The sequence below is a fragment of the Mesorhizobium sp. B2-4-1 genome, from assembly GCF_006442185.1.
Lineage (GTDB): Bacteria > Pseudomonadota > Alphaproteobacteria > Rhizobiales > Rhizobiaceae > Mesorhizobium.
The window spans coordinates 95514-118167 of the sequence record NZ_VFVN01000007.1 but is presented as its reverse complement, the minus strand read 5'-3'; the positions used below and the strand labels follow the sequence as shown (position 1 = coordinate 118167).

The window sequence follows — 22654 nt, the reverse complement described above, 5'->3', positions numbered from 1 at the left end:
CCCACGCTATCCGCCGAGCCGGAAATACTTGGCAGTGGCTGAGAACCGAGATCCGTCGGTCTCGACTTCCTCGATGATTTTGGGCAACAGCGCCGAAGCCGGCGTGGGATCGGAGAAGGCAGCCGACTGAATGTCGCGAGGGCCCGTGATCACCAGTATTATCTGCGGCACGGACTTTCCAGCAGCCTTATCGGCCGCGCCGAGACCAATCGGGATCCTGAAGGTCGCCTTGTCCGACCCGGTGACGATGCGGTCGTCGAGATTGAACACCATTCCTTTGTGGTCGATCAGCAGAACGCTGGAGATGAGTCCTCTGCGCGTTACCAATGTACCGCTAATCGGCGTACCGTTCGGCACGGATGTTCGGTCGAGAACAAGCTGCGGCTGGTCGGCCGCGGTCTGTCCCAGAAAGCGCAGAAAATTGGTTACCTCGCATTGGCTTGGCTCAATGAGGCGGACGCTGATGTCTGGCTCGACATGGAATTTTGCCTGGAAATCGCCGAGCATGCGTTCGAATGGCTGGACGGCCGTGCCAAATCCTTCGATTGCGGCGGCCTTGTCGGTAGCAGATGTGACGGCGGCATAGAAACAGTCGCCGCCGCCGAAGGCGCGAACCCAGGCGACGCGTTGAGCGATATCGTCGACCGCCGGGGGGATCGCTGGTTTGGGCACGTTCAACGCTACAACGCGTTGGTTCGGCTGCTTGCCTGTCGGCAATGCAGAAATCTGGCTGTTGCCGTTGGCATCCACCGCTGGACCTGCATTCGATTTCAGTTCCGGGATTGGGGCGGCCGGCGGGCTGGCCCGTGGTTCGGGCTTTTTGGTCTCGACAACCTCCGTCTCAGCCGGCGGCGGAGTTTGGACCGTTTCGGCTTCTGGCGGGGTTGGAGCGGTCGTAGCGGGCGAAGTCGGCTTTTGCCTATCGCTGGCCGTCGTGTCGGGCTGGATTGCCGGCGATGCCCTTTCGGGCGGCGGCGCGTTCGTCGCGATTGGCTTCGGCGGCGCCTCGGTTCGTAGAGGTATGTCGACGGGCTTGGCCGACGGCAGTCTTTGAGCTGCCACAGCATGTGGCTTATCCTCGGCGGGCGGTGTGCCGGCCTGCGTTTCCGGCTGCGCCGGCGGAACAACCTTTGGCGGCTCGGGCGCGTTCGCTACATCCTGCGTAGCGGCGGGCTGTGACGTTTGGGGCGTGGGCTTTGCTGGCTCTGCCGCGGAAAGCGACGTCTTGCCGACAGTCGGCGTCGCGGGCGTCATGACGCCGCCCAGATAAAGGCCGCCTCCAGAGGCCACGGCTAGCGCCGCCAAGGCACAGAGCGCGATCGTTCGGGTCCTTGTGGATTTGCCAGGCACCTCGGCCATGGCCGTACGTGCAGCGCCGAGGGGGGGCGGGCGCGGCGGTCCAGACAAATGCGCGGGCCGCACATGCTGGACGAAGCGCGGCCTACCTGAACCCGTCGCGTCTGCGTCGTCGTGCCGCTCGACCTCATTCTTGCTGGCTGGAGCAGCGGCTTGCCCTATCGGCGGCAAACCCGGCCTAACGCGGGGTGTGAGGGAAGTCGGCGGGATTGTCTCCTCGTTGTCGTCACGTGTCATCCTGGCGATTTCGGCCATGCTGACGGGCCGGTCTCGCGGATCCGGTTGAAGCATGGCTTCGACAATGCCGCGAAAATCGTCATCGATATCGGAGAGATTAGGCACGGTCCGGCGCTTTTCGATGACTTCGAACTGCGAGCCGCTCATATCGACCGGCTTGCCGCGCAAGGCGGCAACCAATACCAGCCCAAGGCTGTAGATGTCGGACTGCTCTCTGACGTCGCCGCTGTAGAGCCCGAGTTGTTCGGGCGAAACATAGTTGTACTTTCCCGCGAACCTTCCGCCTATCAGGGTCTCTCCGCCCACCGTCGCCGAGCGTGCGATGCCGAAATCGATGATCTTCGCACGGTCAACCCGGTCCCCCGGCAGAATAATGTTATCCGGCGAGAGGTCGCGGTGTATTGCTCCGGCCTGGTGCACGGCGCTTAGACCGGAAGCGAGGCGATGGCACAGCTTTCGTACCTCTCCCGTCGGCATCGCCCCACGTCGCATGATGTCGAACAACGACGCTCCATCGACGAATTCCATGGCGAGGTACGGACGACCGATCCCCGGATCGATCGTGAAGACGTGATAACGCACCACCGCGTCATGCGACAGGTGGTTCAGGATAGTTGCCTCTTTGCGAAACAGGGACAAGATCGTTTGGTCGCGCGCGAATTCCGGCAAAACGATCTTGATCGCAACGTGGTCGCCGGTCTGGATGTTGTGGCCCCGGTAGACTTCGCCCATGCCCCCGAATGCGATCCGCTCGTCAAGTTCGTAGATACCGCTCAGTTGCGTGCCCACGGCAGTGTTGGCCGCGCCTGGCGATATCCGCGTCTTGTCGTCGGCGCTCATCAGCCCCGCCCCCGCGCTTTGTACGCAGCTGGACGGGGCGACTGGCTATCGTATCCGCCCGCGACCCTGACAAGCACGATGGTCACATTGTCTGTTCCGCCACGCGCCAGAACCGTTTCCAGCAGGTTTTCACACGCCGACTGAGGTGTCGCGGACACTGTCGCAGCCTTGATCTCAGCATCAGTGACATGCGCCGTCAGGCCATCGGTGCTCAGCACAAAGATGTCCCCCGGCAGGATTTCACCTTGCTGGAAATCGATGACAATCTCGTCGCTGACGCCGACTGCCTGCGTAATGACATTGCGGCGCGGCCAGGTGAGCGCTTCGGCTTCGGTGAGCATGCCTTTATCGATGAGTTCCTGAACCTCAGTATGGTCCTTCGATATTTGCGAGATCGAGGCCTCGCGGATCAGATACACGCGGCTGTCACCAGCCCAGAGGCAGGCGAACCGCCCGTCTATGGCAAGCAGGGCGGCAAAAGTTGAGCCGATTGTTATCCCGCGAGACTGGGATATGCGGCGGATCTCGGCATTAGCCCTGCTCAGCCTGTCTTCGAAGCGCGCCCGAAGATCCGGTGCGGAGCTGGCAATCCCGATCGTTGCCAGATGATTGACGATACTGGCTGAAGCGACTTCTCCGGCGTCGTGACCACCCATCCCGTCGGCGACCAACCACAGGCCAGCCTGGGGCTCGACCAGGTAGTTGTCTTCATTGAGCTCCCGCACACAGCCTCTGTGGCTCACGCCGAAGCTTTCAATGGGAAGGGCGACATTGTTCAATTTGCCACCAAACGCTTCACCCAGCGTCCTCCGCGACGCGCCTTCGGGCGCGTTCGTGCCACTTTGCCACAGGCTCAAACATTAAAGTATCGAAAACTAAAATATGTGTGTGCCTGGTTTTGCGCTTCTGCGGCTTACTGCCCAGGATCATCTCAATCTCAGAACGCCTTGGGACAGGTGAACTCGGAAAGGGCAGGGAGCAGGAAGGGGTTGGTGCCGGACCCTGTCTGGATCGTGTAGGTGACGTCGCGCCCGCCGATCACGAAGTGGGCCTGCATGCTGCCCTCGTTGCCCGTGATAGCCGCCTTGTTCAGAAGCCGCGTCAAGGCCCACGGCCCTTCGAACGTGATGGCGGACTGGCGCCCTGGCATTTCTGGTGTCAGGCTGAGGCTCGCGGATGGGGTAGCCGTACCGGTCGGCCAAGTCACCGTGCTCGGCCCATTTCCGGTCTGGTTGCTCTGAACGGTCTGGCCATCGACATCAAGTACGGCCATGTCGGCATCGCCATGCAGCGAGAAGGGTATGAAGGTGACGCTGACGGAGGGTACTGAAGCGCCCGATGGAAAAAAGGCAATGCGGATTTCCGCAGCCAACTGGAAGTCCTTCAAGGTCGATTTCGACAAGTTGCGTCCAAAGCGCGTATCCTGTTTCCAACGCCAGTCCTGGCCGGTCATGTCGGTCAGCGAGGCCAGATTTTGTGCAAAGAACCGGTCCATCAGTCCGCCTGGGGCGAACAGCTTCGCGAAATCGGCCATGGCGACGTCCTCGGTGCTGCTCCCGTCGAAGGGGTAACGGCCGTTGATCGCTGCCTCGCAGGGGGCTGTGACCGTCTGGTCGAGTATCTGGTTCAAGTTTGTCACCGAGGTTTCGGCGACGTTACCTTCGAACTCATCTGCCGTCGTGTTGACCATCCGGCCGAGTTGCTTGGGCAGACGCGAGACATTGGCGCGAAGGGTGGCAATCTGTAGCTGCAGATTACCGTTGAGCCGCTCCACCTGCGAAGGAACTTCGGTGGCCAGTCGCAGGCTTTGATAGATGTCGCTGAAGTTCTGGGTTAGTGCGTCGATCGGGCGATGTCCGGCGGGCCCGTTCACCAGGACCTGGAATGATTTGAATCGCGCTTCAATGTTCGCGCCCGGATTCAAGTTCTGTACGTCAGCGGGCTGTGCGCCGGCGCGGATTTGCGATTTGCCGTTGGCTATGTGTATGCCGATACGGGCTAAGCCCTTGGCTAATTCTGCGGCGCTGCGTTGCTGGTTTTGAGCCGCGGATTCTGTCTCGGCGCCAGGACCGTCACCTAGGTCCCGTGTCAGCGCCGTCTCGTTGGCGATCGCCGAAAACAGCCGCTTTATCGGCGAACTGGGGGAGGCAGCGGCTGAAAGCGCGGTATAGTGCGGCTTGTCTGTCAGCATCGCCTTGAATTTCAACTGGTCGAGAACGCTGTTCCACGCCGCGGCGAACGCCTTGCCGTAGCGATCGAGAAGTTCGGGGCCGAGCCTGAGCAATTGCTGATCGATGTCGCCTTGCTCTCCGCCACCACCGAGAACCCACTGCTCGTCGACGAGCATCTGCGCAATGCGCGAGAGTTGGGCAAGGTAGAACCTGTTGAAGCCGGCATTAGTGTAGAGACCGGGAACACGAAGGTCCGCCAGATCGCTGCCATCGATACGTTCGAACAGCAGTTGCGCTTCGGGACCACCTTGCTGGGAAATGGAAAAGTCCTCCAGCGCCGCCGCGTAGATCGCCGACTTGATCAAAGCGGTCGCTCGATCGGCAAGGCTCATGCGTTCGAGAGAGCGTTGTGCGGCTTCAACAAGGGGCTGGTTCAGTTCGAAAACGGGGTCATAGGCGTCGTCCAAGGCGAGCATGGCGCGCAGGTGCTTTTCGAGGTGCGCTCGTCCCTCGCGGTTGTTTTCGCCCGGGTATCGGTTCTGTTCCCAATCCTGCTTCATCCAGGAAACGATCAGCGCGTCATCGACCTTCGGCGCCTTGCCACCAAGCATGAGGTAGATTTTCAACGGCTCGTAGAGTGCGGCGGGATCGCCCATCTTGGCTTGGATCGTTCGCTCGGCCTGGATCAGCAGGCGCGAGCGCAACATGCGTTCCAGGCCTTTCCGATAAGCGGTCCGGGACGCGGAAAGAAGTCTTTCCCGCTGACTGAGGCCGAACGTCTCCCCGATCGGTGTCGCTAGCTCAGCGGCTTCGAACCCGGCCGGCAGGTCGCGCAACTGGTCGAGCGGGCCGATGACGTTTTCAAGGTCCACATCGGTAACCGTGGCCGCCTTGAGCAGCGTTTCCGCCGTCGCGCGATACTGGCCCATAGCAACCGTTGCGGACGCGATCAGCGAGCGGTTGGCCGCGAAGCTCAGAGCGAGCGTACCGAGTGCGGCAGCAGCGATCAGCGCTATCGTACCGAGGCCGCCAAATCTGGCCACCGCCGCCCGCCTCGCAGCTGATTTGTCATACGAAACCCATCCCGATTCGGCAAAAATGACGTCCGTCAGCAGATCATGCAAAAAGAAGCTTTTGCCGGTTCCGGAAAGGTGCGGGCGGGAATTGCCCCCGAAATTGCGGCCGATTGCGCCCAGCACCTGATCGATGGGCGTTCCCTCTTGCGTGCCTGACGAAAAATAGAGTCCACGCAGGCTGGCTTTCACCTGGCTGCGGGACGGGTCGAATAGACCGGCGACAAAACTGGTAATGCGAGCCCTCAGCGCGCCGAACTGAGCCGGAAAGCCGAAGATGGAGATGCGCGTGACCGGATCAGCCTCTTCCTGGAGGCGGTCGGCCATCTCGTCCGCCAGTCGTTCCGCCAGCCCATCGAGTTCGGCAGGAGCCGCGGCGGCCATGTTCCTATCGCGCTCCGCCGTCTGGAATGTCGTGCCCCATACCTTGCGTCTGCGCGCCTCGTCGAAACCGCCGAAATAATCCGTGAACCCTGAAACCAGATCGGCCTTGGTGAAAAGCAGATAGACGGGAAACTGGATCTTCAGCGTCTCGTGAATTTCTCTCAGGCGGCTGCGTATCTCGACGATGTGGGCATCAAGCTGCTGATCATCGAAGCTCATCACATCGGCAAGGCTGATGGCCAGGATGACGCCGTTTATCGGTTGTCTGGTGCGGTACCTCTTGAGCAGTGACAGGAATGCGAGCCAGCTCTTCTTGTCAATCTCGGGATTGGAGTCCTGCGTCGTATAACGACCTGCGGTGTCGATCAGCACGGCCTGATCGGTAAACCACCAGTCGCAGGCACGTGTTCCGCCAACACCGGCCACCGGTTGGGCGTCCCCCGAACCGGCAAGCGGAAAATTCAGGCCTGAATTGACCAGAGCCGTCGTCTTGCCGGCACCGGGCGGGCCGATGACAACGTACCAGGGGATCTCATAGAGAAAGTTGCGCTTGCCGCTCGACCGTTTGAGCGCCGCCACGGCCTCATTCATCCGCGCTTCGAGCACCCGAGAATCGTCATCGCGGTCGGCATTGTGCGCAACGACGGCTTCGAGCGCTTTTTGCGCCTTCCTCGCTTTCCAGAAACGCAGCGCGTAAAAAAGCGCCAGCAGCGCGAGGATCACACCAATGATCGTCGCGCGCAGCCACCCAGGTCCGAGCGGCCGGATGTCGGCGAAGCGGATCAATGGCCCGGCAAACCACACTGCCGCGACGAAGCCGACCAGCGCGATCACGCTGAATATCCGCAACAGCCAACGCGTCATGGGTGGTTCCAGCGGGCCGTGCTCACAGTGTTTCCTCCCTGGGGATCATCACATCGACACGGCGGTTCTTGGCGCGGCCATCCGGTGTCGCATTGTCGGCGATCGGCTCGTCCTCGCCCTTACCCTCGACCGTCAGTCGCGAGGGATCGGTGAATTTCACTGCCATCAACACTTCGACTGCCTTCGCCCGGGCGACGGAAAGGTCGAAGTTGGATTTGAACGCGCTCGACTTTCGTGGTTTCACATTGTCCGTGTGGCCGACGATCCGGATTGGTCCAGGCTCGTGTTCCAGAGCCGCGGCGATGTCGGTGGCAATGGGCTGGAATTCCGGCCTCGCCTCGGCCCTGCCGGACTGAAACAGCAGGAGATTGTTGATCTCCACGACGATGAAGTCGCCCTTGGTGCCGATGGTCAGCCCGCCGCCTTCGAGATCCTTGGCCAATGCCGCACGAATACGATCAATCTGCGCGGTGGCCGCTGGTGGGGTGACTTTCGCCGGCTCAGCCAACGGCGCCACGCTGGCGCGTTCTATGACGACTGGTGTTGATGGGTCGAGCGCCAGCAATTCACCCGCGACCGCCTCACCTTCATTGGTGATGAAGACCCGCAATGCGAAGAACGCCGCTGTCAGCAACGCGGTCGCCGCTGCCGCGACGACCCAAAGCGGCAGGCGGGCGGAGGACTGCGCCATCGTCGCCGCTAGGCCCTGCCAATGCGGCGAGATGTCTCCACCGGAACGCGGCCTGAAATAGCGAAGCGTCTCGTAAACGTCGCGACGAACGCGTTCGAGATTGTTGTCTTGTCGCGTCACGCCTCGATACTGGCCTTCGAAACCCAGCGACAGGCAGGCATGCATCAGTTCGAGCAGATCGTAGTGTTTTTCGGGACTGGCCAGGATCTTGTTCAGCGCTTCGTAGAAGCCGGTGCCGGTGGGCTCGAGGTGAAAGAATTGCCGCAGCATCCCGTGTGGCGCCCAGGCGTCATTCCTGGGCCAGGGCAGGTTACCGATGAGATCGTCGGCGGTTTCGCAGAGGGCGAATTTCGCAATCCGGGCATCCTCTTCGGCAACGCCTGACTTCTCAACTATCCGGTCGAATTTCTCAATCGCCTCGGTGATATGTTGCGCCAATGGCGCCGCCTGTCTTTCAACGGGCAAGAGCCTGAGCTGTCCGAGCAGCATCAGCAAAGGTGCCGCCGCGGCGAGAATGGGGTTTGCCGCGGCGTATTTGATGCCGCTCCCGGCGTTGAATAGGCTTTCCTGCTCGATGCCTGTCCTCGGCGCAGTCCCAGCAGAGCCTGTCGGCGCACCAACATCGCCGGGGCCACCTTGATAAATCATGGTTCCGGATGCCCAGCCTGGCGACCGCCCGCCGCCTGGATCGAACACCGTCGAATCCTTGATTGGAGAGGACTGGCCTCTGTCCGCGACGGGCAGCTCGGGAATTAGCGTCGATTTTTGCTTGCTCCGCGGATTTGCGCGAATGACCGTCTTGCCCGCCGGGCCGAAGGGGTCGTCCTTCGAACTCATCGCAGATCGTCCGTGCAGGCGGGGCGCCGGCGATGGGGTGAGATGGGCGCAGAACGGTTTCCGGCCAGGTAAAGGAAAGGCAGCCGCTGCCGGCCGTGGCAATGGCTAGAAGATGCTATCACGCAGTGACATGACATTTGCCGCAGACCCTCAGCTCAATGAGTCTTACCCGCTTGGCGAACTGTCTTATGCGATCGTAATCTCAGAAATCGTCGATTGGAACCGGACGCCGGGCGTCAGCGAGACTTTTCTTCGCCGACTGCCGTGCCATGCATTTTTGGCCATATGCTTTTTGGCCATACGTTTCCCGGGGCCGTGCCTTCCTGGGACCTCCTATTTCTGCTTGCCGGCCTTGGCGTAGGCCTCGCTGAAATAGGCCAGGAATATATCAAGCATGCCGTTTTCATGTGCCTCCTCCATGGTCCGCCATGTCGCGACATAGACGTCCCAGGCTTGGCTCTTCTTCTTCGTAAACGAGGTAGGCGGGAGTTTCCTGCCGATCGCCTCGGGCGACAGGTCGTCAAGCAGCCGGGAGAGCGCGGTTTGCATCGCGGTATAAGTGGCAAACTCGTGAGTCTTGAGATCGCGGAATGCATCTTCGATGCTGCGCCTGGCATCAAGATAGCCGGTCCTGCGCCGGGCGAACATGATTTCCAGGATGTCGTCGGTTCCTGGAACGAACTTCATCGGATTGTTGTCGGCGGCGCTGATCATCGTTCGCTGTGTGCTTTTGGCCAACATTTTCGCGGCCGCGCGTGCTTTCAGCAGCAGGGTCAGCTCCTCGACCACGTCCCGCAAGACCGCGCCGATTTCGGCGGCAACTTCATGGGGGTCGCGCGATTGAAGCAATTCCGGCGAAATGCCGGCTGCGATCGCGATCTCCCGCAGCACCTCGTCCCTGGTTGAGGGAAGGGCAGGCGACGAGAATGTCGGCGCGGAACTGCGCTGTGCGGACCGTTGCTGCGCGGGCTCGAAGAAAGGCCCATCTCCGAATTCCAGCGGCCGGCCTGTCGCGACCGGCGTTTCCCGCTGTGTCGAATCGCGGCTGGGGTGGTCTGCCGTGGCGCGCTCTTCTTCGACCGATACCAAGACGACATAGCGGCCGATCAGCATCCGGTCGCCATCGACCAGCCGATGCGGGCCGCTCATGCGCTGGCTCGATCCATTGATGAAGGTCCCGTTGCGCGAGATGTCGTACAGCCAGAACGCGCCCGCCTCGTATCGAACCTCGCAGTGCCGACCCGAGATGAACTTGTCGGGGTCGGGCAAGGTCCAGTCACAAGCATCGCGCCCGATTTCGAAGCCGCTATCACGCGCCACGTAGCTGGTCGAGGTGCCAGCGAGCAGGGCGTCGACATTGTTGATCCGCAGACTGATGTACATCCAAGATCGCCGTCGATCGTTGATCGATACTCCAACATTCTAGCAGCTTGCAGGCAAAACAGGACAGCGGCGTTTCAAGCCGACGAGTCGACGGATAAGATTCTGTCGCCCGCCTGTCCTCTTTGGTCAGCGGGAAAACATGTGGTAGGCTAAACATGGCCTGGCGTGGCGGATTTGGAAAGTTCCTGAACGTAACACCGCTAATGACACCGTTGATATAGCGGGAACTTCAAATCCATCACATTGGCGGCCGCGTCCAGGAGGGGGCTCGACCCATGCCGAATGAACGTGCCACCGTTGTCCGCACACCGGTTGGCTCCGATTTGCTGACCTTCACGCATCTTGTCGGACGCGATGAGATCAGCCGTTGCTTTGCCTACACGGTCGGGTTCGTGAGCACAGACTCCGATATCGACCCGTTGAAGATGCTGGGCGGGCCTGTCTCGATCGAAGGTGAATCCGATCCAAAGCGCTGGCTCAGTGGAATCGTATCGGAGTTTCGGCTCACCCGCATGGAGGACCGGCTAGCCTACTACGAGGCCGTCATGAGGCCGTGGCTCTGGTTTCTCGGCAACACCACAGATTGCTATATTTTCCAGAACAAGAGCGTCGTCGACATCGTCAAGGATGTCTTCAAGAAATACGGTATTTCCGAATTCGATCTACGCCTGCAAGGGTCCTATCCGGCGCGTGAATACTGCGTGCAATACGACGAGACCGATCTGGACTTTGTGCAGCGGCTGCTGGAGCACGAAGGTATCTTCTATTTCTTCGAGCACGATGACGGCAAGCATACGCTTGTCCTGGCCGATGCGATGAGCAAGCTGAAGCCTGCGCCGGGCTACGAGAAAGTGCTCTATAACTTTGAAGGTCAGGGCTCCCGGCGCGACGTCGAATACATCACCGAATGGATACCGGGCAGCTCGGTGCGCCCAGGCGCCTATGCCCACACCGATTATGATTTCAAGAAGCCGGGCGCCGACCTCATGGCCAAGTCGGCCCAGCCGTTCAGTCACAAACTGTCCGCGGGTGAGAACTACCGCCAGCCGGGCGCGCATCTCGAAGTAAGCCGGGGCGACAGCCTGGCTTCGATCCGGCGCGAGGAGATCCAGGCCTTGCACCAGCGCATCGCCGCGGCCGGCACCGTGCGCGGCTTGTATTCCGGCTGCACGTTCAAGCTGGACGGTTTTCCGCGCGAAGACCAGAACCAGGAATATCTGGTGGTCAGCGCCGAATACAGGCTGTTTGACCCCGGCTATAGAGCCCAGGCCGACGTCGAAAGCGAGAGTTTCAAAGTGGTCCTCGGTGTGGCGCCGACAGCCTTGCCCTATCGCCCGCCGCGGACCACGCCACGACCGATCATGCGCGGCCCGCAGACGGCGACGGTGGTCGGTCCATCCGGCGAGGAGATATTCACCGACAAACATGCACGCGTGAAGGTGCAGTTTCATTGGGACCGCGTCGGCAAGAAGGACCAGAACAGTTCCTGTTTCGTACGGGTGTCGCAGAGTTGGGCCGGCAGTGGCTGGGGGTTCATCCAGATACCGCGCATCGGCCAGGAGGTGATCGTCGATTTCATCGAAGGCGACCCGGATCTGCCGATCATCACCGGCAGGGTCTACAACGCCTCGCAGATGCCGCCCTACGGCCTGCCGGGCAACGCCACGCAATCGGGCTGGAAGTCGGACTCCTCCAAAGGCGGTGGCGGCTACAACGAGCTGATGTTCGAGGACAAGGCCGGCTCCGAACTGGTCAATTTCCAGGCCCAGAAGGACCACAACCTTCTGATCAAGCACGACCGCACCAAGCTGGTGCAGCACGACCAGTCCGACCGCATCGACCACGACGCCAAGCACTCCGTCGGCCACAACCTCGACGAGGACGTCGGCAACAACAAGACGGTCAAGATCGGCGTCGACCAGACCACCAACATCGGCTCGAACGACACCGAGACGGTGGGCGCCAACCGTTCGCTGACGGTCATGGCCAACGAGACCATCCATGTCGTGTCGAACTCGACGGAGAACATCGACGCCAATCATTCTCAGACCGTGGGGATTGTGCAGACGGTGAGTGTCGGCGCTGCGCGTGTCGATACAGTCGGAGCATCGGAGACCAGAAGCGTCGGCGGGCCGCAGACCAACACGATCGGCGCGACACGGTCTGTGACGGTTGGGGCAGCGCAGGACCACAGCATAGGTGCGAGCGACAGCTGGACGATTGCGGCGGCGCAAACCGTCAATGTTGGCGCCGATCAAAGCGTCACCGTCGGTAGCGCACAGACTTTCAGCGTCGGCGCGGCGCGCAGCGCCAGCATCGCGGCCGATGATTCCACGAGCGTTGGAGGGGCGCATTCACTGAGCGTCGCAAAGGATAGTGCGATCAGCATTAGCGGGAATAGCTCGATCAAGGTAGGCAAGAAGCTGGTGATAGACGCAGGGGACGAGATCCTGATCCAGACTGGATCGGCAAAGATCATGATGAAGAAAGACGGCACGATCGCAATCGAAGGCAAGGACATTTCGGTCAAGGGGTCGGGCAAGATCAGCATCAAGGCGTCGAGCGACATCACGATGAAGGGCTCGAAGATTGCGGAGAATTAAGGGGCAGCGATGAGTGACGTTCGCGAACGCATTGATGGTGTGGTGATCGGCATCTTTCTCGGTTTCGACGATGCCGCGTCGCCGCTGGTGGTGTTCCCCGGCAACCCGGAAGAGACAGCCTTGCCCGCGCGCAGCCTGACCGGACTGACGTCCGATATGGTCGGCTCGGAGGTGGCTTTGCTCTTTCAGGAGGGCGACCCCATCAAACCGCTGATCGTCGGCCGCATCGTAGAGCCGGCGCGCAAGACCGCCGCGCCGCAGGTCGTGCGCGACGGCGAGCGCATTCGCATCATTGGGGAAGAGCGCATCGAACTACGCTGCGGCAAGGCGACGATCCTCATGGAAAAAGATGGCCGCATTACCATTCGGGGCACCTATGTCACCAGCCAGGCGAGCGCCGCCAATCGCATCCGCGGCGGCTCGATCGATCTCAACTGATGTTGGCGGCAACCGGAAAGAAACCAGAAGGCGCGCCGGAGCAGCGGCGAATAGTACCGGATGTCGTCAGGCAGCACGCCGAGCAGGTCGCATTCTTCTGGGCGCAGCGCGACACGCTTATGGAGGATGATCCGCCGGATCTTCATGTGGTCGCCGGCGTCGACCGGCGCTTGGAAGCCAACCTGGATGGTCTGCGTATCGCCGGACCGGCCGCTTGGCCGTTTGTAGTGGCGGCGTATGAGGATTTCCCAGAAAAGGGCGAATTGTTCCTCTATGGATGGATGGCGATCGAGCAGAACGACGACCGCCGCGTGGCCGAGGCGGTCGAGTTCGGCCGCCAAAGCCAGGACGACGCTCGTGGATTAGTCGGTGCGTTGGCGTGGCACAAGCCTGTAACCATCGCCCCACTGGTGCGGGACTGGATCGGGGCGCCGGATGCTTTCAAGCGATTTCTCGGCATCTCGGCCTGCCTCGGGCATGGCGTCGACCCGAAGCAGATGCTGGCAAGACTTGTGCGCGATCCGGATACGCGCGTTCGGGCTACCAGCCTGCGGCTTGCCGGCAAATTGAAGCGCGCCGATCTGGCTCACGAGTTGCGGAACGCGCTCTCCGATCGGGAGGAGCCCCCGCGTTTCTGGGCGGCTTGGTCGCTGACGGAACTCGGCGAGGGCGATATCGCCAGCCCTGAACTCCGGAAGGTCGCAGCCGGTGGCGGACCCGACGCGCTGGCCGCGCTCCGCGCGGTCGTCAAGGCCGGACCGGAACAGGACGTCCGCGCCTGGATGGGCGGGCTGCTGAAGAACTCCGAAACCGCCGCCATCGCCGTGCGCGGATCAGGCATGCTCGGCGACCGGACCGTCCTGTGCTGGTTGATCCGCCAGATGCGTACCCCGGCGCTTTCGGTGGCGGCTGGTGCCGCGCTTTTAGAGCTTCTCCCCGAGGCGCGCGAAGCGGATCTGTTCACGACCGAACCAAGCCATGTCGGGCCGGCCTTCGAAGAGCATTTTGGAGATGATGTTGCGCGCGTGCCGTTCGCGGACAAAGTGAAGGCGTGGGGGGCCAAGCTAAGGCCGGTTTGACTTGGATCTCAGCGCCAGCCGGCAGGATCGATGAAACGCCTGATCCAGTTCATCGTGTTGGGGTCAACAAAAAAGTCGGTGTAAAAATCCGGATGATCCTGAATGAAGGCCGGCTCAAGGATGCGGGAAGTCTGGAAATATTCTTTCGGAATGCTGCCTGGCCGATTGACGTCTCCAACAACAGGCTGCGATCCGATTACCACGACGGACCCATAGTGATGATCGGTAAGATCGAGACGGCTCTTTTGGGAGTATTCCTTCAGCCGCTGCGACAGTTCGGGGTGTAAGTCGAGTGCGCCCCCTAGCATTGTAATCCAACTGACCGTCTTTAGCCCGGGCGAGCGTGCCGTCAACGTCGCCTCGAGATCTTCGACATCGATGCCCCAGAATCGCCGGGCCAGATAATAGATCTCTTCAAACGCAACCGCCTTGTATGTCGGGTTGTAAGCGAACGTCAGCCCCCCGTGGCCTGACTTGAGTCGAACCCGGGCAGCGATATCGCGTGAAGCCTCGACCATCCTCTCGACGTCGAAGCCGACGGGGAACAGAAAGCGCGCGCAACTCATAACCTCACGATCGCGGAAATGCACTCCGTACAGGGAGAGACTGTAGCTTCCAGCCGGATCTTCGATTCCGCGCCCGTCCCATAGCCTGAGTTCGAACCCGCGCCCCTCGCGTATGCGCTTCCGCGCCGGCTCCAGGTAGGGGAGCCAGCGACCTGCCGCCATCGCGACCTTCACGCTGGCTGTCGTTTCCGGTTGATCCGTGCTCCTCCAGTCCGCGAGCTCGGCGAGCTTGTACATACGCACTGATCCCTTAGGCACAAGGGAAAGAAACACCGCAACAAGATGATCGAGTTCCGCGACGCTAGGCCCTGTCAGGTAAACAGTTAGGTCGAGCAAAACCTTGCAAATCGCTGGCTCAACGCCATCGTGGTAAAAGGATTTCTGCAGTGGTGGCGGAAGCTGAACGATCGATCAATCCTCCTCGCGACCATTGCGTTTCTCGTCGATTGATGACTCCGTCACCTCTATTCTATATGTCAAGTACTCTTCAAACGTCTTAAACGTCGCATTTATTTTCATGTACTCATATTCGATAAAGACTGGATCTCCGTTCGGGTCTTCCCTGTTCGGAACGAGAACAATGAAATAGGGAAGCCCGTCGCCGGCCACGACCAGCAAATGATCTGATTTGAACGGGTCATCGTCGTCCGATTCCCAAATGCTCGTCCAACTTTCAATGATATCCGCTTCCCACGGAGTGCCATGATCCTCTGTGGACAGGATCTTTCCCGCGCCTTCGAACCTTGACCATCCATTGTAGTTGGACAGAAACGTCCGAAAGTCCGCCGGCAACTGACGCCCCAGAATACTTTCTGTTTTCGCTATCTGCTCCTCGCTTGCCGGTTCGCCGCGTTTTCCAGGATACTCCCTGTCAACCGCCAACAGGTAGTATTCACGCATTAGTTCGAGCAGACGGTCTGCCAGCGAAATGATGTTTGAATTCTTGCTCATCGCCTTTAACTCCCTCCGGCACAGCAGTCTGGTGCCACGCCCGTATGCGAGTTGTCCATCTCTTTGAGTTGTGAGCCCATGCTTCGGTTTGGACCCCTCGACATTACTCTCAAATTGGCGCTCGAAGTCGGATGGCCACCGATCTGCAGATCGACTGAGTGATCGATATCGATACCGACCATGTCATTGTTAACCTTGTCCATAACCTCCTTTTTGCATTTTTTTGTAAGTCCGTCATGCGGGACCGCCTTCGCCTTCCCACTTTTGATGTCGTCCCTTAGGTCTTCAATGGTTACAAGTGAATCCAGCCGCGCCGTAGCGCGCTGTGCGTCTGTCCGTCTTCTGACGCCCGCCGATGAGCGTTGTGGCGCCTCCGCGTTTCGAGTCCTTGCGCACTCTTCATTTATCGCTTTGCACTTCGCGCAAATCTCCATCTTTTCGCATGTGGTGTATTTCGTGTCGCTGCTCTTAGGCGCATCCTTGCACTCGATCTTCAGCGCATTGTCTCCAGCATTGCCGACTGCGAACATCGGGTCGACATTGCCGGCCAAGTCCACTGTGTTTTTGTCGTTGTGAAACTTCTTATCAGTGTGGCGGCAGGCATTCTTCCCGTCCATCTTTACGTCGAACGAGTAGGTGATCCAGTCAGTGGCCTTCTTGAACACGTTGGATTTGACTCCGCCCACTGTGCCGGGCTCGTCACCTGAACTCATCCCATATTGCGAGCCCTTGACCGCAATCATCTTGCCGCCTTTGGCGAGAACCGTCGTCGTGCCGTCTTTCAGCGTCCCCTGATTGGCGATGTTCGGGTAGGGCAGCGGGATCGGGCCGCCTGGGCTCGGTGTTTTACAGACGTCTGGAATGGTCGCGATGGAAAGGCCGATCGTTCCCTTGTAGGTTAGCCCCAGCCCGTTGACGACGATATGGCTGGGCATCAGCTCGACCTTCTCGGTCCGCCGAGCAGCACTGCCGCCCGGGCGCCATTCTCGGAACTCGCCCAGAGCAGAGACAGCGGCCCCTTCTGATATCCTCGCGCCTCGGCCTCCGTGACAAGACTGACGAACAATGGTCCCGAAGCGGCGCCGACATCGCCCCAGCAATCGGCCGGCGTTTCGAAATCGGCCGCATCTTTGAAACGTCCGGAATTGCGCAGCACGGCGAACCCGTACTCATTGCCACGATAGCGTTCGCCGTTCATGTCGCAGATTATCCGGTCGACCGGATCGATAGGCGCCTCCTCGAACAGGAAACGGAACGCCGCGCCAAGCCCTTCGCCAAGCACGACTGTTTCGGTTTTGATCCTGTTTTCCTCGCCAGCCGTCGATGTCGCGACAATCTCAAGCAGCGGCTGCAGCCCATAGGCTCTTGCCGTGCCGATCGTGCAAAGCAGGCAGAACCCAGCCGCCTCGCCAGGGCAAAAGCCATAAATGTTGTTCTCGGAATGCAGCTGTTCGTTTTCGTCCAGCCACTCCAGAGTTTCCGGCTCCAGATAGGTGTCGACGCCGCCAGCCAGGCAGAATTTCGCCCTCCCGTCCCGCAGCAATTTGCAGGCGTGGTAGATGGCAAGCAGCCCGCCCGCATGGCCGCCGGCCGTCGATCCGCCACCCTCCAGGACGATATGCTCGGCCAGCTGCTTTCGCAGCTTCGCATTTACCTCCGCCGCGAAGCCCTCCGGCTGACCCGGGCGAGGCTCGCCCGTGGAGAGGGTGAGCGCAACCGAGGCCTGCTGCGTCGATCCGAGCAACGGCCGCAGGGCGTCCAATGCAGAGGGAACCGCGATCTCGACCGCGCGCGCGGTACCGACAAGGCTCGTATCGACGCCGGCGTCACGCGTAACCTTCATCCGCTCGCCGAAACGATCGATCATGTACGGATGGTCCTGAATGGCCGAGATGCCGGCGCGCACCGCCGCCGCACTGGACGTCGCATCGAAGCCGAGCGGCGTGCGTGCCCCTACGCCGACAACGACGATGGTGCCGCTCCTTGCCATCATTCGACGTCTTCCGACAGCCACACACCCGTCGCGGTCACGGACCGGGAAACGCCCGTGCGCGCTCTGACTTCGATGGTGGTCATCTTCAGCCGCTCCTCGTCATAAGGCACCGGCAGGGTCGACATCCAGGTGATCGAGAACTGCCTGAGATCGGGCTTGATGCGTAGCGTGTGAATGACGGCTTCGCCGTTTTTGCGATCCGGGCGGTTGTAGAACTCGGTGGTCATGTCGAAGGTGATGCGCGGTAGCAGAAACTGCAGGAAGCCATTCCCGGTGAAGTTACCTAGCCGCACATCTTCATAGCCGATGAGCGGTGTCCTGGTCTGCTGGTCCTCCGGGGCGCACTGGTAATACATGCGGCTGAAATCGCGGGGCAGAAGCGGGTCGCGCGTTTTCTCCCACTCGTCACCATAAGTGCCGGCATACTTTATGCGCGGCTGCCAGTGTCGTGCCACTGGCCCAAAACCTGCCGGTCTACCGCTTCTGTGGTCGCGATAGGGAGCATCTGGATACTCAAAGTTGGGTCCGGTCTTGCTGATCAGCCGCTGTGGATCGACAGCAAAGCCGGTGCCGACCGGATTGCGCTGGTCCCAGTTCGGCGTCGATGCTTCCATATCCGTGCCGCCGTAGGTCCGGCGCCAGCTGATAGGCATTTTCGTGAATGGTTCCGCCCGGCTCATCCGCACCGACACCGCGCCCGGCATGAACACACGGTCGCCCACGACATTGACGGTCTTGTCCACGTCGCCGATTTTTATGCGCGCCGCGCTCTCAATGGCTGGGCGCCCGCCGGGCGTGTAGACGTGTCCTTCGACCAAAACGTCCGTATGCTTCTTCTCCAGATTGAGGTCCGTCTCGTCGAGAAGCTCGTTCGGATCCGCACCGTGAACGGGTGCCAGATTCACCGGCGTCTGATCCTTCAGGAGCCGCTGTTTGCCGTCAGGATCGATCTCGAACGACGCCTTGATCGCGATCAGCCAGACCTCATGTCCGCGCTCGTCACGCGTCCAGCTTTCCTGGGCGGCAAATGGCGTCTCGTTGGACAATATCCACATTTGAACCACGCATCCTTACGCGGTGGTGAAACAGCGAGCCTTCAACTGTCTTGGCAATATCTGCATCAGCTAGTCTCCCAACTGGCGGCAAAGATCTGTTCCAGCGTCGCTTGCGGCGATTGCGGATCGATGTCGAAAATATCCGAACGGGTGGTCCATATCACCATGCCGCTGATGACCTCGTCGCCCGGCTCGACAGTCAGCACGGGCAGGGCGCCCAGCGCGGCATCCAGTCCGTCGGGCGTCAGGTCGCCACGCTGGGCGGCGAAGGCCGCCTGTTCGATGCTGGAAAACCACGCCTCGGCATCGGCCAGCCGAACGGGAGCCTCAGCAAGCTGCGCAACTACGCTCAAAGGAAACTGCCTGCCAACTCTGTCGGCACTCTGCAAAATGATGCCTGCCGATGCGCCGAAGGAAGCCGGGCCTGCCAGGAAGCGCAGCGCGGTTGTGCTTGGGCTTGGCCAAAATTCGGAGCCGATCAGCGGAACGATGTGCTGCGCCAGCCAGCGGTCCCAGACGCGCACAAACTCCCCCGGCAGCCGCCGTGTCACGAAATCGCCGGTGGCGGGCATTTTGCCGTAAAAGCCAGGCAGGATCATATCTGCGGCGGACATGTGAACTTCTTGAACATTTCCAGATTGTACGGATTTTCGACGCTGGCGGCCTTGAGCTCGAAATCGGCGTACATGCCTTTCGTGCCCAGGCGCAGACTGTAGACATCCGAAAGCGAGGTTCCGGTGAATCGGCCGCTGCGCAACATCCTCAGCCACGCCCAGCTGCCGGTCTCGTTGAGCATGATTTCGGGCGATCCGTCGATCGGCTGGAAGGCGAGCGAAATGACCCCGGTGCCGTCCTTGCCGGGCCAGGTCATCGGTTGCGGCCGCGTTGCGTTGTTGTAGTAGACGAGGCTCTGGCCATCGAGATTGAGCGTGACGCGCGTGAGGTTGGGAGACAGATCCTTCGGTTCGAGCGTGAAGCTCATCACCGGTCCGGCACCCCCGGGGAAAAGATCGTCGCGGATGTGCCTGGCCTGCTCGAACGCCGCCAGCGCCGAAGGGTCGAGGCCGAAATCGGCGCGCCACTTCCAAGGCTCGCCGGTCGTGTCGACATAATTGATCAGGTGGTCGTTGATGAAACCGTCGATCAGCCCGGCGGGCCCGAACAGGCGGGCGAAATCGCGCACGTTGACGTCGACCGCACTGGCTTCGCTGAAGGGATAGCGATTGTTCAGCGCCGCCTGGCAGAAAGGCAGTATGTCGGCCCGCCAGATGGCGTTGAGTTCCGAAGTGACCGCCTTCTGAGTCAAATTGCTGGTGTCGCCGGCTATCCCGCCCAACCAGCTGTTGATGGGATCGGGCAGGATCTGGGCCTGCCTTGCCACCGCGCCCGTCAGTTCGGCAAGGCCTCCCTGTTTCTTGATGGCATCCTGTGGATTGGGGTTCGCGGTGACCGTTTGCAGGACGTTCGAAAGCGCGGTCAGTGCGACAACGGCAGCATCCAGCGCCGGTGGCTGGCCGTCGACCTCTGCGATGGTGCTCTTCAGCGGTTTGAAATGTTCGGCCACCAGATTGCCGGTCAGGTCCACCTCACTGGCGGATCCGGCGCGGGGAAGTAGTTTCGCACCCGATGTCGCCAGCTTGCCAAGCTTACCCAGCTTGCCGAGCAGCTTCGAGGTGCCCTTGGCTGCCGCCTTGTCGTCGGCAGGCGCTTCGTCGGAACGGGTCAGTTCTGTCTCCTGAACGACCGCCGTAAGCAGCCGCTTCAGCGCTGAATCCGCACTTGAGAGGTCTTTCAGGTTTTCGCCGGCGACATTGAGATCGGTCAATGGTGCAAGCCTCATGTCGCGCAGGAAGCTATCCCATTGCGCGATGTAGTCGTCGTAGTAGAGCTTCAGAATATCCTCGGACAGCGCCGAGACGGATGTCTCGGCATTTTCCGAGCAACCGCCGGCGAAAACCGCACGATCGAGCGCCGCCTGGGCGGCGACATCGTCGATGCGGTCGAGAATGACGTCGTGAAAGCCGGAATAGGTGAAAGCGCCCGAAATGCCGACGCGTAGTGTCTTGCCCGAACGCCGTGCAAACACCTTGCCGCCGTTTGGGCCGGCGAAATTGGCCGGTATCCACTCCTTCAGCCCGGCCACTGCCGGATCGGCCAACAACTGCTTGTAGCCACGCGCCGGCAACGAAATCGTGCAGACCGTTTTCAGAGCTTCGGCAACCAGGGCCTGGTCCGGCGCGACGTAGCTTTCGTCGACCGTCATCCGGCGGATCGCGGCAAGCTGATGCTCTTCGGCGTCGGCTGTCGGAAATGGCGCCGCGGCCGCGAATTCGGGCAGACTGTTCACCCACCAGTTCTGGGCGTAGTCTGGATCCATCTGCGACAGGCCCGTCATCATGCGATAGGTCTTGAGCGCACCGAGCATGAAGTCGGGATCGCGGATCTGGCGCCACATCGTCGCCTCGAGCAGGGCCACCATCCGGGGCTCGAGCACGTTGCGGAGGGCGTGGTCATAAGTGTCGGCCTGTGCCCTGACCAGTTCCGCCGAGGCCGATGGGCCAAGCAGATCGTGGGCAGCGCCCGGCGGTGCTGTCCGGGCATTTGCGACCGCGTCCATCGCCTCGAGCGCGCCGTCCATGGCAGGCCGCTCCACCGATGCCGGGGTTGCGGCAGCGGAGGTCAGCGGCGTTTGCAGCGCTTCGAACTGGCTTGCCTGCGCCGAGATCGCATGGCGGTTGTCAAAATAGGACCAGGTGAACAGGCCGCCTGCCAGCAACGCCGCCGCAGCGCATGCGGCAGCGGCGCCGCGCCAGATCCAGGCTCGGCGGCGTTGCGCCAGTGGGTCAAATGTACCGAGGCCTGCTTCCTTGAAGATGACTTCAGTGAGGAGGTTCTTCAGGAAGAAGCTGCGTTTCTCGACCCGAGATGCGGGCAAGGCGCGCCGCGGCGGAAGACCGAAGGAGGAAGACAGCGCGGCGGTCAGCCGGTCGATAGGCGCCCCTTCCTGCGTCGCCGATGTCAGGTAGAGGCCGCGCAGCCAGGCAGCCTCCTCATACCGGCTTTCGCCGAACATGGCTTCGACCAGCACCTGGATCGGTTCGGACAAGCTTGTCAGTTGGGCGGGAAACCTGAAGATTTCGGCACGGGCGGCGAGTTTGTCCTCGTCCTCCAGGCGCGTCACCAGGCGCCGCTCGAGTTCGGTCGCCAGCGTCGCGATTTCTCGTTCGATGGTCTTGCCATCCACGCGCGCATCCAGCGCGAACGTCGTCCCCCACACCTGTTCGCGCGAGGCGGTCGACAGGCCGCCGAAGAAGGGCTCGAAGCCCTTGATCAGGTCGGCCTTGGTCAGCATCAGATAGACCGGCAGGCGGATTTCAAGCCGGTCGTTGAGCTCGGCCAACCGGCGGCGGATCTTGCGCCCGTGCGCCTTGATGGCCTCGTCGCCCTCCGAAAGGACGTCGATCGAAAGCGCGACGATCACGCCGTTCAGCGCACGGCGGCCGCGATGTTTCTTCAAGAGGTCGAGGAAACCGAGCCATTCGGCCGCGTCGACATCCGGCTGGCTCTCCTGCTGGACATAGCGGCCGGCGGTGTCGATTAGAACCGCGTTTTCGGAAAAGAACCAGTCGCAGTTGCGCGTGCCACCGACCCCCTGCAAGTCGTCTGTGAGGTCGATCGGAAAATTCAGTCCGGACTGCCGCAAGGCGGTGGTCTTGCCGGTGGCCGGCGGCCCGACGATCACATACCAAGGCATCTCGCGCAGGAACTTGCGCCCGCCCAGCTTGCGGCGCCTCAGTTCGGTCATCACCTCGGCGAACTTGGCGCCCACGGCGGCGACGTTCTCTTCGCCTGGGCTGAGCGGCTTTTCCACCGCTGGCGCGGCAATCTCGGCGACGAACATGCGGTTGGCGCGGATCGCCCGGCGCTGGGCAACGATCAGCCAGACCAGCCAGAAGATGACCAGCAGCGCGATGATGACGATGCGCACATTTTCGGAGGCGAAGGGGTCGTAGGGACCAACCCTGACGATCGGACCGAAGATCCAGATAACCAGGGATAGCAGCGTCAGGCCGATCAGCGTCCACAGCCAGCGCGATGTCAGGACCGCCCAGAGGAAGCGCAGGATGAACATC

15 protein-coding genes and 1 pseudogene are annotated in these 22654 nt (G+C 61.1%); 3 read left to right on the top strand and 13 right to left on the bottom strand.

Translation table 11 applies throughout. From position 1 onward, the window contains the following. Positions 1–6: 6 nt before the first annotated feature. From FJ949_RS19040 to FJ949_RS31080, 6 genes and pseudogenes are all read right to left on the bottom strand, one after another. Positions 7–2433: a serine/threonine-protein kinase gene (locus FJ949_RS19040; protein ID WP_140498306.1), complete on the bottom strand. Its 2427-nt coding sequence runs from the start codon at positions 2431–2433 to the stop codon at positions 7–9. Continuing rightward, entirely contained in the window at positions 2433–3212 is a 780-nt protein-coding gene (locus FJ949_RS19035) for a protein phosphatase 2C domain-containing protein (protein ID WP_140498305.1), read from the bottom strand. The genes FJ949_RS19040 and FJ949_RS19035 overlap by 1 nt, the downstream gene beginning before the upstream one ends. A gap of 158 nt (positions 3213–3370) precedes the next feature. Next, positions 3371–6925: a type VI secretion system membrane subunit TssM gene (tssM, locus tag FJ949_RS19030; protein ID WP_140498304.1), complete on the bottom strand. Its 3555-nt coding sequence runs from the start codon at positions 6923–6925 to the stop codon at positions 3371–3373. Between the two features lie 22 nt (positions 6926–6947). Then, complete coding sequence (gene tssL / locus FJ949_RS19025) at positions 6948–8264, bottom strand: type VI secretion system protein TssL, long form (protein ID WP_246675711.1); 1317 nt, start codon at positions 8262–8264, stop codon at positions 6948–6950. Between the two features lie 522 nt (positions 8265–8786). After that, positions 8787–9566 (bottom strand): type VI secretion system-associated FHA domain protein TagH, encoded by a 780-nt coding sequence (gene tagH, locus FJ949_RS19020; RefSeq protein WP_318013584.1) that lies wholly within the window; start codon positions 9564–9566, stop codon positions 8787–8789. Next, positions 9567–9836: pseudogene (locus tag FJ949_RS31080) on the bottom strand (FHA domain-containing protein); the annotation flags it as partial. 275 nt (positions 9837–10111) lie between these two features. Here FJ949_RS31080 and tssI point away from each other — a divergent pair. The 3 genes from tssI to FJ949_RS19005 all read left to right on the top strand — a co-directional run bounded on the left by tssI (position 10112) and on the right by FJ949_RS19005 (position 13956). Further along, complete coding sequence (gene tssI / locus FJ949_RS19015; protein WP_140498301.1) at positions 10112–12439, top strand: type VI secretion system tip protein TssI/VgrG; 2328 nt, start codon at positions 10112–10114, stop codon at positions 12437–12439. 9 nt (positions 12440–12448) lie between these two features. Then, positions 12449–12877, top strand: a complete 429-nt coding sequence (locus FJ949_RS19010) for a DUF6484 domain-containing protein (RefSeq protein ID WP_140498300.1) — start codon at positions 12449–12451, stop codon at positions 12875–12877. A 119-nt stretch (positions 12878–12996) separates the two neighbouring features. Beyond that, positions 12997–13956: a HEAT repeat domain-containing protein gene (locus FJ949_RS19005; RefSeq protein ID WP_224519100.1), complete on the top strand. Its 960-nt coding sequence runs from the start codon at positions 12997–12999 to the stop codon at positions 13954–13956. Positions 13957–13964: 8 nt separating this feature from the next. Here the strand turns inward: FJ949_RS19005 and FJ949_RS19000 are convergent, their stop codons facing one another. The 7 genes from FJ949_RS19000 to tssM (FJ949_RS18970) form a co-directional block, all read right to left on the bottom strand. Beyond that, a complete protein-coding gene (locus FJ949_RS19000) occupies positions 13965–14759 on the bottom strand; it encodes a type VI immunity family protein (RefSeq protein WP_140498298.1) in 795 nt (264 codons plus the stop codon). Positions 14760–14933: 174 nt separating this feature from the next. Next, positions 14934–15473: an SMI1/KNR4 family protein gene (locus tag FJ949_RS18995; protein ID WP_140498297.1), complete on the bottom strand. Its 540-nt coding sequence runs from the start codon at positions 15471–15473 to the stop codon at positions 14934–14936. A gap of 5 nt (positions 15474–15478) precedes the next feature. Further along, complete coding sequence (locus FJ949_RS30710; RefSeq protein ID WP_224519099.1) at positions 15479–16408, bottom strand: DUF4150 domain-containing protein; 930 nt, start codon at positions 16406–16408, stop codon at positions 15479–15481. Continuing rightward, a complete protein-coding gene (locus FJ949_RS18985) occupies positions 16408–17466 on the bottom strand; it encodes a beta-ketoacyl synthase N-terminal-like domain-containing protein (RefSeq protein WP_224519098.1) in 1059 nt (352 codons plus the stop codon). Before FJ949_RS18985 ends, FJ949_RS30710 begins: the two co-directional genes overlap by 1 nt. After that, positions 17463–18521 (bottom strand): DUF2169 domain-containing protein, encoded by a 1059-nt coding sequence (locus FJ949_RS18980; RefSeq protein ID WP_140498296.1) that lies wholly within the window; start codon positions 18519–18521, stop codon positions 17463–17465. The genes FJ949_RS18985 and FJ949_RS18980 overlap by 4 nt, the downstream gene beginning before the upstream one ends. Before the next feature lie 65 nt (positions 18522–18586). After that, a complete protein-coding gene (gene tagF, locus FJ949_RS18975) occupies positions 18587–19120 on the bottom strand; it encodes a type VI secretion system-associated protein TagF (protein ID WP_140498295.1) in 534 nt (177 codons plus the stop codon). Beyond that, the gene (gene tssM / locus FJ949_RS18970; protein WP_140498294.1) at positions 19117–22653 is read right to left on the bottom strand and encodes a type VI secretion system membrane subunit TssM; all 3537 of its coding nucleotides are present in this window, start codon (positions 22651–22653) and stop codon (positions 19117–19119) included. Before tssM (FJ949_RS18970) ends, tagF begins: the two co-directional genes overlap by 4 nt. Position 22654 lies beyond the last annotated feature (1 nt).